General features: G+C 54.9%; 14 protein-coding genes. 3 read left to right on the forward strand and 11 right to left on the reverse strand.

Annotation, left to right across the window (positions count from 1 at the left end; all coding sequences use genetic code 11):
* Window positions 1–71 precede the first annotated feature (71 nt).
* The 4 genes from JXO50_04310 to wtpA all read right to left on the reverse strand — a co-directional run bounded on the left by JXO50_04310 (window position 72) and on the right by wtpA (window position 2,592).
* Window positions 72–374 carry a hypothetical protein gene (locus JXO50_04310; protein ID MBN2332313.1) on the reverse strand — a complete coding sequence of 101 codons (303 nt, stop codon included), beginning with the start codon at window positions 372–374 and terminating at the stop codon, window positions 72–74.
* Window positions 375–510: 136 nt separating this feature from the next.
* Entirely contained in the window at window positions 511–768 is a 258-nt protein-coding gene (locus JXO50_04315; protein MBN2332314.1) for a hypothetical protein, read from the reverse strand.
* 40 nt (window positions 769–808) lie between these two features.
* The gene (locus JXO50_04320) at window positions 809–1,513 is read right to left on the reverse strand and encodes an ABC transporter permease (GenBank protein ID MBN2332315.1); all 705 of its coding nucleotides are present in this window, start codon (window positions 1,511–1,513) and stop codon (window positions 809–811) included.
* 92 nt (window positions 1,514–1,605) lie between these two features.
* Entirely contained in the window at window positions 1,606–2,592 is a 987-nt protein-coding gene (wtpA, locus tag JXO50_04325; protein MBN2332316.1) for a tungstate ABC transporter substrate-binding protein WtpA, read from the reverse strand.
* Between the two features lie 203 nt (window positions 2,593–2,795).
* On the opposite strand from wtpA, the gene JXO50_04330 reads away from it, so the two are divergent.
* Entirely contained in the window at window positions 2,796–3,686 is an 891-nt protein-coding gene (locus JXO50_04330; protein ID MBN2332317.1) for a helix-turn-helix transcriptional regulator, read from the forward strand.
* Between the two features lie 32 nt (window positions 3,687–3,718).
* On the opposite strand, the gene JXO50_04335 is transcribed toward JXO50_04330, so the two are convergent.
* Genes JXO50_04335 through JXO50_04345 form a run of 3 tightly spaced genes read right to left on the reverse strand, consistent with a single transcriptional unit; the run spans window position 3,719 to window position 6,929 of the window.
* Window positions 3,719–4,648, reverse strand: a complete 930-nt coding sequence (locus tag JXO50_04335; protein MBN2332318.1) for a hypothetical protein — start codon at window positions 4,646–4,648, stop codon at window positions 3,719–3,721.
* A 2-nt stretch (window positions 4,649–4,650) separates the two neighbouring features.
* Entirely contained in the window at window positions 4,651–5,700 is a 1,050-nt protein-coding gene (locus tag JXO50_04340; GenBank protein MBN2332319.1) for a hypothetical protein, read from the reverse strand.
* A 2-nt stretch (window positions 5,701–5,702) separates the two neighbouring features.
* Window positions 5,703–6,929, reverse strand: coding sequence for a CDP-alcohol phosphatidyltransferase family protein (locus tag JXO50_04345; GenBank protein MBN2332320.1), 1,227 nt, complete (start codon window positions 6,927–6,929; stop codon window positions 5,703–5,705).
* Between the two features lie 130 nt (window positions 6,930–7,059).
* Between JXO50_04345 and JXO50_04350 the strand changes: the two genes are divergently transcribed.
* Window positions 7,060–8,034, forward strand: coding sequence for a metallophosphoesterase (locus JXO50_04350; GenBank protein MBN2332321.1), 975 nt, complete (start codon window positions 7,060–7,062; stop codon window positions 8,032–8,034).
* Here the strand turns inward: JXO50_04350 and lptG are convergent.
* Window positions 8,029–9,096, reverse strand: a complete 1,068-nt coding sequence (gene lptG, locus JXO50_04355) for an LPS export ABC transporter permease LptG (protein ID MBN2332322.1) — start codon at window positions 9,094–9,096, stop codon at window positions 8,029–8,031. The two genes, JXO50_04350 and lptG, sit on opposite strands and share 6 nt — an antisense overlap.
* 26 nt (window positions 9,097–9,122) lie before the next feature.
* Window positions 9,123–10,196: an LPS export ABC transporter permease LptF gene (gene lptF, locus JXO50_04360; GenBank protein MBN2332323.1), complete on the reverse strand. Its 1,074-nt coding sequence runs from the start codon at window positions 10,194–10,196 to the stop codon at window positions 9,123–9,125.
* Between the two features lie 300 nt (window positions 10,197–10,496).
* Between lptF and JXO50_04365 the strand changes: the two genes are divergently transcribed.
* Window positions 10,497–11,234, forward strand: coding sequence for a phosphocholine cytidylyltransferase family protein (locus tag JXO50_04365; GenBank protein ID MBN2332324.1), 738 nt, complete (start codon window positions 10,497–10,499; stop codon window positions 11,232–11,234).
* Window positions 11,235–11,356: 122 nt separating this feature from the next.
* Here the strand turns inward: JXO50_04365 and JXO50_04370 are convergent, their stop codons facing one another.
* Both JXO50_04370 and JXO50_04375 read right to left on the reverse strand, forming a co-directional pair.
* Window positions 11,357–12,175 (reverse strand): nucleotidyltransferase family protein, encoded by an 819-nt coding sequence (locus tag JXO50_04370; GenBank protein ID MBN2332325.1) that lies wholly within the window; start codon window positions 12,173–12,175, stop codon window positions 11,357–11,359.
* A 17-nt stretch (window positions 12,176–12,192) separates the two neighbouring features.
* Window positions 12,193–13,374 carry an N-acetyltransferase gene (locus tag JXO50_04375; protein MBN2332326.1) on the reverse strand — a complete coding sequence of 394 codons (1,182 nt, stop codon included), beginning with the start codon at window positions 13,372–13,374 and terminating at the stop codon, window positions 12,193–12,195.
* Window positions 13,375–13,910 lie beyond the last annotated feature (536 nt).

The raw sequence follows: 13,910 nt of genomic DNA on the forward strand, positions 1-13,910 counted from the left end.
AGAGGCTCACATTGCTACAGTTGGCTGAAGCGTTGGGCAATGTTTCCAAAGCCTGCCGTTTGCACAAGGTTTCAAGGAGCCAGTTTTTTCAGCTCATAGTTTTGTGAAGTAATGGTTGCGAATGGGCCGCCGCCATTATCGCCATCGCCGGTGTGATAGACGGCAAAGAGTCCGGTTCTGGTGCCGGCTGCCGCTTTGAATGTTATCCGGCCATAGAAGGCATCCATATCTTCCACGTTGTCATCATCATCACTGGCCGCATCCCGCATCGGTCGCAGCCATGCCAGTTCGTAGTCGATGCTGTTGTAGGTGCCGGATAACGTTACCCCCATAATGGTTTCCGACCAATAGAACTTGTTGACCGTAAAAGGCATCAAGCCCATCCTCACCCGGGCTGGTTGCTCAACTCCGGGCAGCTGAAAATCGGTATACAGCCAGCGGGTTTCCGTCTCGATCCCGTCGCTGGAGTAGCCGCCCCCTCCTGGACTGCCATATTCCAGGGATCCGAATTCAAAAAGCGCAGACTCCCTTTACCTTACCGTCGTTGGTGGCGGCAGTCAGCCATAGGCGATACTTGGCTTCGCCCCAGCTCTCTTCAACGTTACCGTCGTCCAGGGTGCCGCTCTCGCCTTTAAGCCAGTCATTGTGGTTGGTATAGATCATGAACCGGTTATTGAAGTCGCCTTTAATATCGATGTCGGCGGCAAAAAGCGGCAAAGCCATGAACAGCAACAGTATGAAAACTGTTGGTATGAACGTTTTTTTCATCAGCTTTCCTTTATGTGTTCGGGTGAATTTTCTTTTGGTTTCAATGGGAAGTGCTTCTGCGTGGCAGGGTCAGGACGCGCAGAAGAATAAACAGGACCAGACAGATGGAAACCAGCCAGACGGCTACCGGCTGCGAATAGCGCAAACCGAAGGATTCGAACCGTTCGTAGATCAGGACCGGGGCAATCATGGGATGGTAGGCGATGATGACCACAGCGCCGAACTCACTGATTGCCCGGGCGCAGCACATGACGATGCCCACCAGGATGCTTCTCCAGGCGAGGGGCAGGGTGATGTGCCAGAAGGTGCGGATCGGTGAAGCACCAAGGCTGCGGGAAACATGTTCGAGCCGGGGGGAGATGGCGGCAAAGCCTTCCCTGGCGGCATTGATATAGAAAGGCAGGCCGACAAAGGTCAGGACCATGATAATGCCGGTAACGCTGCCCATGATCCTGATCCCCAGGTGGTGAAATACATTTCCCAGCCAGTGGTTGCGGCCGGCTACGCTAAGGAGCGCGATTCCCACCACCGGGTGGGGAATGACGATTGGCAGATCAATAACGGCTTCCACCAAGTGTTTGCCTGGAAATGAGGTGCGGGCCAGCAGATAGGCAAATGGGGTGCCGAACACCACGGCAATAAGAGCGGCAGCGGCGGCGGTCGTGATGCTCAAGCTGATGGACCTGACCACCTCCTGGTCCTGAATGGCTGCCTTCATCGCCGTGGCGGTGGGTGCCGTGGTCATCTGGATCAGTGGCAGCAGGATGAAGGCTAGAATGACCAGTCCGCAGGAGGTTGAAACCCAGAATAACAGTTCCTTTTTCACTGTCTGCTGACCTAATGTTCCGCGGTGATTAGTACTTTTAGCTGCTGAGGCAGGGATTCAAACTCCTGCTGGCTGCCGATGCCCAGGGGGTCAAGGGGGGGCTGTCCAGCCTCCTCGAGGATTTTCAACCCGCCATTTTGGTCCAGGAGAAAGGCAAGAAATGCTTCTGCCGCTTTCTGATGCGGGGCATTGGTAAGTATGGTGATGCCGTAAGTAATGGATGTTCCGTGGATGGTCATGGTGGTTCCCGGTGTTTTGCCGGTTACCTCGACAACCGCGTTGCCATAGTGTTTTTCATAACGGTAATCCCCCAAGTTGATGGCTGCCGGAAGTTCAATGAAACGTAAGCCATGCTGGACGGCCACCGAACGGTATTCCCAGGCATAATCCATATTGCCGGTCTGCAGGAGCGAAATCAGTTCCACCGATTTAGGCCGGATGTTTTCCACCGGGCGATTATGCAGCAGCTGTTGGTAGAGACCGGGGTGCTGGTAGTGCTCTTCCGCCAGCTGTAGAACCATCAGCGAGCGATAACCGCAAGGGTCAATATTTGGATCGGCATGGCCCCAGACGACATCTGGTCGGGCCAGGATCTCATGCCAGTTGGCTGGCGAAATGTCGCCGGCATAGGTGCTGGTGTCAGTATAGCAGAGGACCATCCGGTTGCTGGCAAACCTGATATTCCAGGTGGCATGATCGGGAATCAGCAGCTTGTCGATGACATTGTAATCCGCCGAGGCCATGATGTCGCAGGGTTTGTGCAAGTCGGTAATTTTACGGGCGCATTTCTGGCTGCCGGCTGCTTCCCGCAGGATATCGATCCCGGGATGGCCGGCTTCGAACGCTTTCTCGATGGCCGCCATGGGCACGGAGAGGCTGCCGGCATGGAAAATAATTACCTGATCAGTTGTCTGTGCCGCCGAAGCCATTGGTGGCAGGCAGAGGAACATAACGACTGTCTGTAAAAGAAAAGCTATTTTTTTTACTCCGGCGCCCATGGTTATCTCCTGTTGAGGTGATTTTTTTAAATTGGGAGAGCTGTAACATGCAAAAGCGGTTAAATCAAGATGAAAAATTACATTAAATAATGAAAAGTAACTATAAATAACTTTGGAAGTTATTGTTGACTTTTGTAGCTGGAATAATTACGACAATGTAAGTCTTAACACGATTGTTCATGCAAGTGATGCGGGGAGATGCCATGGAGAGGAAGGATCTGCTAACCACCAGAGAGGTGGCCGGTTATCTTAAAATCAATGAGAAGAAAGTCTATCAGCTTATCCAGGATGGGGTGATTCCCTGTACCGGGGTGGTGGGGAAATGGCTGTTTTCCCTTGAGCAGATTAACCGCTGGCTTGAAGAAAAAACCGCCCTGGCTAAGAATATCCTGGTGGCCGGCAGTGATGACCCTTTGCTGATGAGGCTGGTGGAAATGTTCAATCGGCAGTTTTTTCCCCACCACCTGGTATTCCATGCGGCGATCGGCAGCCAGCATGGATTGATGTCGCTGGCCAACGGCAGTGCGCAGGTAGCCGGAGTCCACCTTTTTCATCCGCCTACCGGTGATTACAACCTTCCCTATGTGAAAAAGCACTGTGCCGGCAAACGAGTGGTGGTGGTTAATCTGGCCTACCGTCAGCAGGGGTTGCTGGTGGCTCCCGGCAACCCGCTGCGCATTACCGGGATTACCGATCTTATCCGTCCCGAGGTTCGGTTTGTAAATCGCAACCAGGGCTCCGGCACCCGCTTCCACCTGGATTATCTGCTCCATCAGGAACAGTTGGCTGATGCCCCTGTACATGGCTACCAGCAGGAATTGGCTACCCATCAGGAGGTGGCCGTCCAGATTCTCAAAGGTGCGGCTGATGTGGGGATGGGGATTGTCTATGCGGCGGCAGAGGTTGGGCTTGATTTTATTCCCCTGGTTGAAGAGCGCTTCGACCTGGTGGCCATGGCGGAGAGTTATCATGCCCATCCCATTGCCGACTTTTTTGCCCTTCTGGAACCGGAAAAACTGACCCTCAAAACCGGCTCTTTTCCCGGTTATGATTTCCGCGATGCGGGGACGATTGTCTGGCAGAACAACAGCTGAATGGTGGGGCAGGAGGCAGCAGTTGGGTGTTGTTAACGGAACCCGCCCTGCCGGTAAATCTGCCAGAAGGTCCGGCACAGGGCAAAGAGTGATTTCTGTCTTCCCTGGGTGTCGGCCTCAGGTCTGATTCCAGAGTGCCGCTCAATTTTCCAGAAGATGTACTGGACGCCCCCATTGAAAGTGGTCAGGGCTTTGAGCAGCCGCAGCACAGAGAGAAGTTTCCCCTGGATGATCCGCAGTGTCCAGCCCCAGCGGCACAACCGCCGCCGGCCAGGTGAATTTTTGTTTCTATAATGGTGTGCAGGGTCGGTGCCATCGGCGGTGAGCAGTGTTGCAGTCAAATGTTCATAGTAGTTGGCATCCTGCTGAAACAGTTGGTCGCGGTAATGTTGCCGTTCGGTCCGCAGCTCCGCCCGGTAGGTAAGGGAAAAACCATGGCACCAGAGTTCTCGGGCAGTAAACTGATCCGGGAGGCAGGGAATGACCCGGGAGACAAAGGTCCGCGCTGCTTCGGCCAGGGCGTGATGGAGACGCTTCTGGATCTGGTCGGTGCGGGCGTAAAGAATGCCGGTCGGCTGGGCGAAGCGTCCCCACAGGTAGGAATGGAACCAGCGTGGTGAAGTGCCCCGCTCGAAATCATCGATGGAAAGCACGGCATATTTCCCCCTCACTGTTCTGCCGTTGTGGGCGATTTCAAGATAAAAAACATTAGGCGGCAGCAGGCGGTTGAGCAATGCCAGGTGGTACCGGTCGTAGGCGTTGTGGTAGTCATCAACCAGGAGATAGAGATCCAGCAGGCCGTCGAAATAATCGCCGCTCCGTCGGCAGGAGCCGTAGAAAAGAACCGCCTCGATGGCTTTCCCGTAGCGTTGCTGCAGTTCGGTGATCATGGCCTGCAGCGGAGGTGACTCCTGACAGGTTGCCTGGCGGCTGATCAGGGAGATAGTCGGTGATAGTGACATGATCAGTGCCTGCCATGGGGACGGAGCTGTAAGAAATGTACCAGACCGCCGTCGGCAACGATAAGCGGCTGACGGCTGCCGGTATCATACAGTTGGCCGTCCAGGGTGAAAGGGCCGTTGAAAGTGAGTTCCACGTTAGTGCAGTTGTGGCTGTAATAGCCGTTTTCAGGTGTTCCCAGGGGATGATTGTGCCCCCGGGCCAAGTGGGGAAGCAGGCGGAAGAATCGTTCAGGCTGGCTGCGCACGGCGGTATAATGGAGCGGTCGATCTTCTGATCCCCAAAAGGGGCGCAGGCCGAAAAACAGCCGTTCCAGGGTGCTGACCATGAGCAGAAAGAATTGTTCTTTCCCCGGGGGATTGCCGTCAATGACGACCTGCATGGCTGTTGGCATGATAACCGGGCGATTTTTTTGCCTCATGGCCAGTAGAAAACGGGCAAAAACCAGTCCGGGACCCAGCTCTCCTGTAATTCCAAGGCGATTGACCCGCCGATGAAAAAAGCTGATTCCCTGGGGGATGCCGGCGGCACCGAAAAACATGCCATACAGGGAATCCCCCCCCCCTGCAACCCGAAGTATCGGTCGGGTAATGACCGTTGCCCTGGCTTCATTCCGGTTTGTCCAGGTGAGAAGGTTTGTCAGGGCTTTTTTTGCCGATCCCGGCAGACCGACATCACCGGCGGTCATGCTGGTGGTTCCGGCCCGCAAAACGGCCAACAGCGGCAGGCGGGAGAAGGGGCCTTGATTCAGTAGCGCGGTCAGAACGGCTGAAATGGTGCCGTCGCCGCCATTGACAACCACCAAGTTGATTCCCTGCTGGCTGAACACTTTCAGGGCGCTGCCGATGGCCGCAGGATTTTCCACTTCCCAATGGCTGATCTGCGGCTGCTGGCGCAGCAGATTTCTGATGGCCGGCAGACCACGACGGTTGCCGCCGCTCAATGGGTTGCTCAGGATACCGACGCGCAGGTTTCCCGCTGCAACGGTGGGAGTGAAGCTGTCGCTGCCTTCCCGGCAATAATCCGTTCCCGGTAAACGTGCTGGGGAGGACATGATTATCCCCGGGAACCGTCCGGGAATGTTGTCAGACGACGGGTAAAGAGCCTTACTGCCAACGACTGGCGGCGTCCATCCTGGCTGATGTCAGCAAACCATGGTTTCAATGGCCCGGATGTCAGCCGGACCCGGATGGCCATTGCCAGGCGGACAACCAGAAATAGGCTGGTGGCAACGGTCCAGAATGCAACCCAGAAAAGGCCCAGATCGGGGCGCCCCAGGAGGATGCTGATGGTGAGAAGTATCAGATTGGGATTACGCCGGCCGGTGACCAGACGGAAATAGGAGTCGATCTGGTGCCAGCAGAAGATGCCGAAACGTCCCAGCAGCCCGGTGAAAATTGCTTCAACCAGCCGGCCGGCAAGATAGCCGATAACGATCAGCCAGAAAATAGCCTGCAGCGAGGCAACCGTTATCTCCGGATAGATCCTGGTCAATCCCAGTCCCCACAGCAAGTACCAGATGGGCGGATGAATCAGGTCAATGGCATGGTCAAAAATATGTCCCATCTTGCTGGAGGTTACGGTCACCCGGGCAAGTTTGCCGTCCACCGTATCAAGAAAGGTCATTAACCAGCCGGCGGCCAATCCCAGACCGTAATGGCCGAACATGAAGAGCAGACCGGCAAGGCAGACCAACCCTAATCCAGCCATAGTCACCTGGTTGGGAGAAAGTCCCCGGCGAACACAAAGTTGAACCGCCAACCGGGCCGGCAATGGCCAGGCCCACTTGGTCACCAGATCGGTAACCCCTTTATAGGACCAGGAGAAGAGGTGTTTTTCCAGCAGGTGTCGATTGCTTTTTTCGATGGGGAGAACGAAGGGAGGATCAAATTTGCGCAGCTGCTGCTGGTAGATGGGGGTTAACGTTTCGGGGGTGACAGTCTCAATCCCCGGCAGCTGATCGGCAGGATTTTTTCCCGCGAGGATGGTCCGGGCTTCGACAGCCAGGGAGCCGGGGACATGGGCTGCGACCGGCCGTGCAGTGGTGCCGCTGGAGAGCTGCAGGATGGTGTTGGGCGCGGTAAGCAAACTTTTAATGATCCGGTCATCATAGAGGTAATCTCCCCGGATCACAATCACCGAGTTATCCTCAGCAACTTCGGTGAGGTTATCACTGAAGTTGCTGACCCCGGCGGTGGCGAAAACTCGTTCCAGTCGTTGACGGGAGGAAAGTCCCCAGAGTTCCACCGGGCTTTCCTCAAACACATGGACGACCACTGCCATTGATCTCTCCCTGGAGAAGAGTAGGTAAGCTCTTCTCTTGTGTGAAGGTTTTGGTCTCTTAAGCCGGGACCTGCCTAGTGCCGATGATGCGTCATTGAAAAAAAACCTGGATTTCTTTATATAGATAAATATGATGTTTGTAAAGACTGCTGAGCCGGCATCCTGCCCTCATTCTTCTTCCACCGGTGATCTCCGGGAGGAGATGTTTACCTTTGCCCATCTGTCCGATCTCCACCTTTGCTGCCCCCGGGAGTTCAGCTTGGCGGATATCATTACCAAGCGGCTTTATGGATTCCTGTCATGGAAGCTGCACCGCTCCAGTGAGTATGCCGAGCAGGTGCTGGCGGCGTTGCTTGAGGATATCAGGGTGCAGCAGCCTGACCATGTGATGGTTACCGGCGATCTCACCCATCTGAGCCTGCCGGGTGAATTTCTCAAAGCGGAACACGTTCTCCGATGCCTGGGTAGTGGTGAGCGGGTTACCGTGATCCCCGGAAATCACGATAGCTACATTGCTGCTGCGGTGGGCAAGGCGGAGAAGGCGTGGGCTTCCTACATGGTTTCTGACAACGATGAGTCAGCCTCGAAGGTTTCTTTCCCGACTTTTCGCCGGCGGGGGCCGGCGGCAATCATCGGCTTGTCCACTGCCAGACCATGTCTGCCACTGTTGGCTTATGGTACCGTCGGCACGGCCCAGCTGCACCGTTTGGCGGAATATCTCGAAGAAGCGGGCCGCCAACAGCTCTTTCGGGTGGTGCTGATCCATCATCCTCCGGTTCCGGGGGTTGTCAGCTGGCGGAAGCGCTTGACCGATTGGCAGGCGTTTGGGGCATTGCTCGCCCGGCAGGGGGCGGAGCTGGTTTTGCACGGTCATGCCCATATTCCCTCATCGGCATTTTTGGAAGGTGTGGGGCAGAACATTCCCGTGCGGGGGGTTCCGGCTGCTTCCGCCATCGGTCGCCGGCCGTACCGCCGGGCGCACTATTGTTTGTACGGGATAACAAGAAAAGCTGAAGGCTGGCATATTGTCTGTGCTGTGCGGCGCTACTCGGTCGAAAAACAATGCTTTGTGGGGGTTGATGGCTGGCAGCCGCTGATGTCATGAGGTCCGTTTGGCCAGCCAGCCACTGATGCCCAGAATGAGGATTATCGGCAGGAGAACGGTAATCGAGGGATGGAGGTTGAACAGCAGGCCGAGATCGCCGATAATTTCATTGGCGAGATAGGATAAAATTCCCACCAGAATGCCCACCATAATCCGCCAGCCGGCTGAAATAGTCCGGTTTGAACCAAACATCAGCGGTAGCGATAAAAGGATCATTGCCCCCGTGGTCAGGGGAATGGCCATTTTCTGCCACAGGGCCAGCAGGTAGTGGTCGGCATTCTGCCCCCGTTCCCTCAGGGTCCTGATGTAGCGAAAGAGATGGCTGGGCGAGAGACTGTCGGGTGGCAGTCTGAGGACTGTAAGCTGCTCGGCGTTTAAAAACAGCTCCATAGTCTGGCTCGGTATAGTCCTGGTGATCACCCCATCAGCAGTAAATTGTTTTTGTTCAATGTTTTCCAGCAGCCAGCGTTGGTCTTCGGTGATGGTTGCTCTCGGGCTGTGCAGGAACGACTGCAGACGACCATCCTGGTTGTAGGTGTAGATATCCAGATCGGTGGCGGTTTCCCGAAAGGACGTTTTACCGACCCTGATAAAGGAATGTCCATGGCGAACCCAGAAACCCCTCTGGGTCAGGGCTATGCCGGTATCGGAGAGAGCCAGCAGCCGCTGGGTCCTGGCTTGCTGTTCCAGCGGCGGAACGACGAATTCAGCCAGCAGGCCCGCCCCCAGCATGAGGAGCAAGCCGGTTGTGAGGACCGGCAGGCATATCCGCCGGCGGGCCAGACCGGCAGCCTGCAAGGCCAGCAATTCATCATGGTTGGCCAGCAGCCCGAGGCCGATAATGCTGCCCAGCAGGGTGGAAACCGGCAACAGCTCGATCAGCCGTTTTGGCAAGGTTAGCATGGTATATTGGAATGCATGGCGCAGGGTGTAATGTCCGGTGCCGATGGTATCCATCTGGGCCATCAGCTCAAAAAAGCTGAACAGGAAAAGGAGAATGGCGGCAACGATGACGAAGCTCTGGAGGAAATTCCTGATGAGATAACGGTCTAGCAGTTTCATTGAGACGATATCACCGTAAAAGGTATCTAGTACATTTTTCTTCGAAGCAGCAGTGCAGGTTTGGCGCTCAGGAGCAAAAGCAACGCGGCCAGCAGCATGAGCACTCCCCAGAGCCCCGGGATGGATCCGATGACACCCTGTCTGATCCAGGTCTTGGTGGTCAAGCTCACGGTGTAGTAGACGGCATAGATAAGGACGGCAGTGACCACTTTGGCGTATTTGCTGCGTCGTGGTTTTGTCTGGCTGAGAGGAATACCGAGCAGGGCCAGCAGGATGGCGGTCAGCGGGGCTGAAAATCGCCACTGCAATTCAGCGGTTGCATCGGGAGTTGGGTTACGAATCAGCTCCATGGTGTCAGCCGCTTTGGTTTTGTATAACTGCGTCGCCGTCGGCGGGGAGAGGGATAACAGGTATTCTTTAAACTCGATGGAAGTATCGCCGCCGCTGGTCAAGGAGATTTCATGCAGATCGCCATTGAGAAACACCAGGGTGTCAGTCCCGTTTTTTCCGGTTGACTGCTGATATGCTTCCCGGGCGGTAATGACCTGGATCGATTGCTCCTCTTGCGTCTGGATAAAAACCTGTCGTGCTCTGCGGGCCTGCTGATCGATCTCTTCGGCGAAAATAACCCGTCTGCCCTGCTCAATTTCATAAAAGGTGGCTGGATCCATGCGGGAAATATCAAAGCGTGCCGCGGCCCATTCTTTCAACCGGTAGCTGGTTTGGTAGGCCAGGGGTCTGATATACAGCGATAATCCAGCAACCAAAATACTGACCATCATGGCTGCCAGCAGGACAACCTTGAAAATTCTTCGTTCCCGGATGCCGCAGGTCAGCATCGCGGTAATTTCCGAATCCGAATAGAGGCGGCCCAAGCCGACAACAATCGAAAGATAGAGGGTCATGGGCAGCAGCACTTCCAAGGCGATGACCACCTTCAGGGCTATCAGGTAGCAAACTGTCCCGGCGGAAAGGAGGCCGTAGGTGGCATCAGCCAGCAGGCGGGTGGCCGAATAGCTGGCAAAAATAATCACCAGGATGGCACAGACCACAAGCATGGGTTTGTAGATTTCCCGGCTGAGATATCGGTCAATAATCACAGTAATGTTGGTCGTTTTGCAGGGTTTTATTTTTTGTCCAAGTTGGCATCTGAACCTTTGCTAGACATATACTCGTTTTATTCTTCCAGGGCAATACCTTAACCTACCTTCCTGTCGGCTTCCATGATGGAGGGTACGGCGAGCTTGCTGTGGTTGGTGGGGAGGTTGATTTTTTTATTTTGAATGTGCTATAGACGGCAAAACTTCTTTCCTGCCGTTTCAATCTCTTGCCGTTGATTGCCGGTGTGGTTCAAGGGCGTGGAGAACGTGATGACGATTTTTTCCGGAGAATACTAACCCATGAGAGCGATTATTTTAAGTGCCGGCCAGGGAAAACGCCTGTTGCCTTTAACCAGCGACACCCCCAAATGTGCCCTGAACGTTGGCGGCCAGTCGCTGCTGGAGTGGCAGCTGGATATGCTTGCCGCCTGCGGGGTAAACCAGGTGACGGTGGTTGTCGGCTACGGCGCCGAACAGGTGGAGCAGCTGGTGCAAAACCGGTCTGCCGGCCAGCAGGTGGAAACTTTGTTGAATGCCGATTACGCGGTTTCCGACAACCTGGTAAGCTGCTGGATGGTCCGTGAGCGGATGGATCAGGATTTTGTTTTGCTCAACGGCGATACGCTGTTTGAAGCGGCGGTTCTTCAGCGGCTCCTGCTGACCCCCAGCGAGGCGGTGACGGTGACCATCAATCATAAGAAAGCATATGATGCCGACGATATGAAGGTCAAGCTGGAGGGGACCCGGCTGGTCAATATAGGCAAAGGGCTTAGTTCAGACGATGTTGACGGCGAGTCCATCGGCATGATCCTCTTTCGCGGCACAGGGCCGCAACTGTTTCGTTCGTCCATTGAAGCGGCGCTGGAGAATCCCGCGGCCCGCAAACGCTGGTATTTATCAGTGATCAACGATATGGCCCAGACCATGCCGGTCTGGACCTGTTCGGCAGACGGGCTAGCCTGGTGTGAAGTGGACTATCCCGCCGATCTTGAATCTGCGGTAGAGGTGGTTCAGTTATGTCGCTGTGGTGTCCAATGATGATGGCTTCGTAACAACCCTTCCTCGTTCCTTCTTCGTTAAGCTCCTTCGCCACGGGGTTGTGCTGACTGTCAACCCCTTCTTCAGGTTATGCTTGCCTTACATCTGCATATGGCAGTCCGTCATTCCGGGGTGCCGCTTTTTTCCCGCTTTGCAACAATATCGTTGACCAAGACTAAATCGCCCACCGTATCCACATCCACGGCCGCCTCCGGATGGATCATGATGATGGGCTTGCCCCTTAAACCCATCCGTCGGGCTATTCTCTGTACCCCGCCTTCCAGTGTCAACCAACCCAGCAGGTAACGAACTACGGTCCACCAGCCGCAAATGCCGATGATGCGCAGCGGCTTTTTTCGCTGCTGCTCAACGCGTTTCCAGAAGTCGGCCGCCTTATAACTTTGCGGCGTCAGGAACGCAAAGAGGTTGCAGGTGCAGTAGCTGCCGTCCCGGAACTTGGAAACTGTCCGGCGGCAATGGGGATAGGCATTCCGGAGCATCGCATAGGGTGCCAGGCCAACGGTGATATCCCGATCTGCCTGGCGGGATTGGGAACAGAAATAATCGACGACCGCCGGGGTCAGCAGTGCATGGTCGGCGGTGGTGAGCAGTACCGGCGAGCCATCTTTAATCAGCTGCAAAGCTTCAAAGGCACTGGTGCTTGGTGTCTCCCGGGGCGGAATCCAGCGGATCCGGTGTTTGGCAATTATTGTTTCCAGCTCGGGTGATTGACTGATAATCTCTTTGGACGGTCCGCAGAGGATGCAGGGGCCGACCTCCCGGGCTTGTTGCAGGGCGGTGAGGACCCGGAGCACCATGGGGATGCCGCCAACCGGCGCGAGCGCCTTGCAGGGGGCACCGGTAGCTTCAGCCACCGGGTCGGCGGCTGTCCGGTCGGCGGCCAGAATAATGGCGGTAAACGGTTTGGCAATCGTCGTCATGGAATGGTGGCTTCCTCTTACAGCTCTTTTTGGTACAGACGGTATCGTTTCGTTATTCTCCCCCCATGGGTCTCGATGATTTTGCGCATTTCTCGATTATCCTCGAGAATCCATGACATCTCAACTTCCTCCACCCCTTTTTTGGCCACCTTCTGCCGTTCGCTGTCGATGAGCATGAAGGCCAGGGCAGCACCCATAAGGGTATGGTGATACTGTTGCCGGATGCCCATCAGCGGCACCCTGGCGGTACGCGGATAGCGTATCTTCAGCCGCCACAAAAGCTTCAGCCAGCCAAAGGGCAGCAAGCGGCCGTTGAGATCGGCGATGATTTCATTGAGGTTGGGCAGGGTGACCATCATGCCGGCCGGCATGCCGTCAACCTCGGCAATCTGGATGAGGTCCTTGTCAACCAGGAGTTTGAAGTCATTGCCCATGGCCTGCAGTTCGTTCGTGGTAAAAGGGATGAATCCCCAGTTGTTGTGCCAGGCATCGTTGAAGATATCGCCAATAACGGTAAGTTCCCGGTCAAAGTACCTGCCGCGTTCCATCGGCCTGATACGGATGTGGCTGTTGACCCGCCTGATGATGGCCCGCATGGCCCGGGAAGGCTTGAACCCGGTTTCGATGCTGTAGGCCAGCAGTTCCTTGATCGGCCGGTAGCCCTGTTCCATAACTCTGTCGGTATAGTAGGGGGGCGCGTGTCCCATCATGATTGATGGGGGGGTGTCGAACCCTTCCGCCAAAAGACCGCACTCCTGGTTGATGGACAGATTGAACGGTCCGGCGCAGGTTTGCATGCCCCGGCTGCGCAGCCAGTTTTCGGCGGTCGTCAGTAGGGCGGCAAAAGTTTCACCATTGTCCTCCGCTTCCAGCAGGCCGAAAAAACCGCTGTGGTCATGGTACCGTTCCTGGTGTAGGCGGTCTATCTGGGCGCTGATCCTGCCCACTGCCACTGTTCCCCGGTAGGCAAGCCAGGACTGAAACCGGGCGTGGTCGAAATAGGGATTTTTCGGGGAAAGGTGCTGGCGGCGCTCAAATAGCAGCGGCGGCACCCAGGCGGGATCATCCTTGTAGATCGACCAGGGAAATTTAATAAAACGGTCGGTACCATGGCGGCCGGCCACCGGTTTGATGAGCAGTGGCAGAGGTTTTGCCGGCCTGCCAGGATGATGGAGCCTGTTGGAAGTACTGTTTTGCATCCATGTATCCTGCCAGAAAAAAAGATGAAAAGCCAGACGTTTGTATGACTGATGTGTGAATGGAAAAACATCGTGTTGCCAGGTAGTAGAAAAAGCCATCAGAAAGCAGGTGAGTTAACAGTGACGGGTGTCATCTTTCATGAATCGGGCGTTTGGTTGGGGGGCGAGTTAAAAAGTTTTCATGTGTCGATTTTAATGCCTTTTCTCTTGAGCCCTCATCCCTGTTGTGGCATATATATATTAATAAAATGTTGCTGATATGAGGATGAGAGAGGATTTTCCCGCTCCTCTTTTTCTTCGGTGGTGAAAAAAAGTGAACATGGCCAGCGGATGATAGTGTATGCAGTTGGCAACTCTTAGTACATCAACTATTGTAGTTGTTGGATTTCTTCGTAGCTGTTATGAAAAAATCTTTGATAAAACACTGGTTTAGCTGTAGAAGATATGGAAATCGGCGCGCTTCTTAAACAATGACTCAAATCAGAGAGCAATTACACTACGGATTGGCTCCGACTGGTTAAATGAAAAAGATGGCA

The sequence above is a fragment of the Candidatus Anaeroferrophillus wilburensis genome (genome assembly GCA_016934315.1).
GTDB lineage: Bacteria > Desulfobacterota > Anaeroferrophillalia > Anaeroferrophillales > Anaeroferrophillaceae > Anaeroferrophillus > Anaeroferrophillus wilburensis.

What these genes read in the sequence shown, in the direction of transcription:
- JXO50_04310 (MBN2332313.1), bottom strand. Translation starts at nt 374, where the DNA reads ATGCCTTTTACGGTCAACAAGTTCTATTGGTCGGAAACCATTATGGGG.
- JXO50_04315 (MBN2332314.1), bottom strand. Translation starts at nt 768, where the DNA reads ATGAAAAAAACGTTCATACCAACAGTTTTCATACTGTTGCTGTTCATG.
- JXO50_04320 (MBN2332315.1), bottom strand. Translation starts at nt 1,513, where the DNA reads ATGACCACGGCACCCACCGCCACGGCGATGAAGGCAGCCATTCAGGAC.
- wtpA (MBN2332316.1), bottom strand. Translation starts at nt 2,592, where the DNA reads ATGGGCGCCGGAGTAAAAAAAATAGCTTTTCTTTTACAGACAGTCGTT.
- JXO50_04330 (MBN2332317.1), top strand. Translation starts at nt 2,796, where the DNA reads ATGGAGAGGAAGGATCTGCTAACCACCAGAGAGGTGGCCGGTTATCTT.
- JXO50_04335 (MBN2332318.1), bottom strand. Translation starts at nt 4,648, where the DNA reads ATGTCACTATCACCGACTATCTCCCTGATCAGCCGCCAGGCAACCTGT.
- JXO50_04340 (MBN2332319.1), bottom strand. Translation starts at nt 5,700, where the DNA reads ATGTCCTCCCCAGCACGTTTACCGGGAACGGATTATTGCCGGGAAGGC.
- JXO50_04345 (MBN2332320.1), bottom strand. Translation starts at nt 6,929, where the DNA reads ATGGCAGTGGTCGTCCATGTGTTTGAGGAAAGCCCGGTGGAACTCTGG.
- JXO50_04350 (MBN2332321.1), top strand. Translation starts at nt 7,060, where the DNA reads ATGATGTTTGTAAAGACTGCTGAGCCGGCATCCTGCCCTCATTCTTCT.
- lptG (MBN2332322.1), bottom strand. Translation starts at nt 9,096, where the DNA reads ATGAAACTGCTAGACCGTTATCTCATCAGGAATTTCCTCCAGAGCTTC.
- JXO50_04365 (MBN2332324.1), top strand. Translation starts at nt 10,497, where the DNA reads ATGAGAGCGATTATTTTAAGTGCCGGCCAGGGAAAACGCCTGTTGCCT.
- JXO50_04370 (MBN2332325.1), bottom strand. Translation starts at nt 12,175, where the DNA reads ATGACGACGATTGCCAAACCGTTTACCGCCATTATTCTGGCCGCCGAC.
- JXO50_04375 (MBN2332326.1), bottom strand. Translation starts at nt 13,374, where the DNA reads ATGCAAAACAGTACTTCCAACAGGCTCCATCATCCTGGCAGGCCGGCA.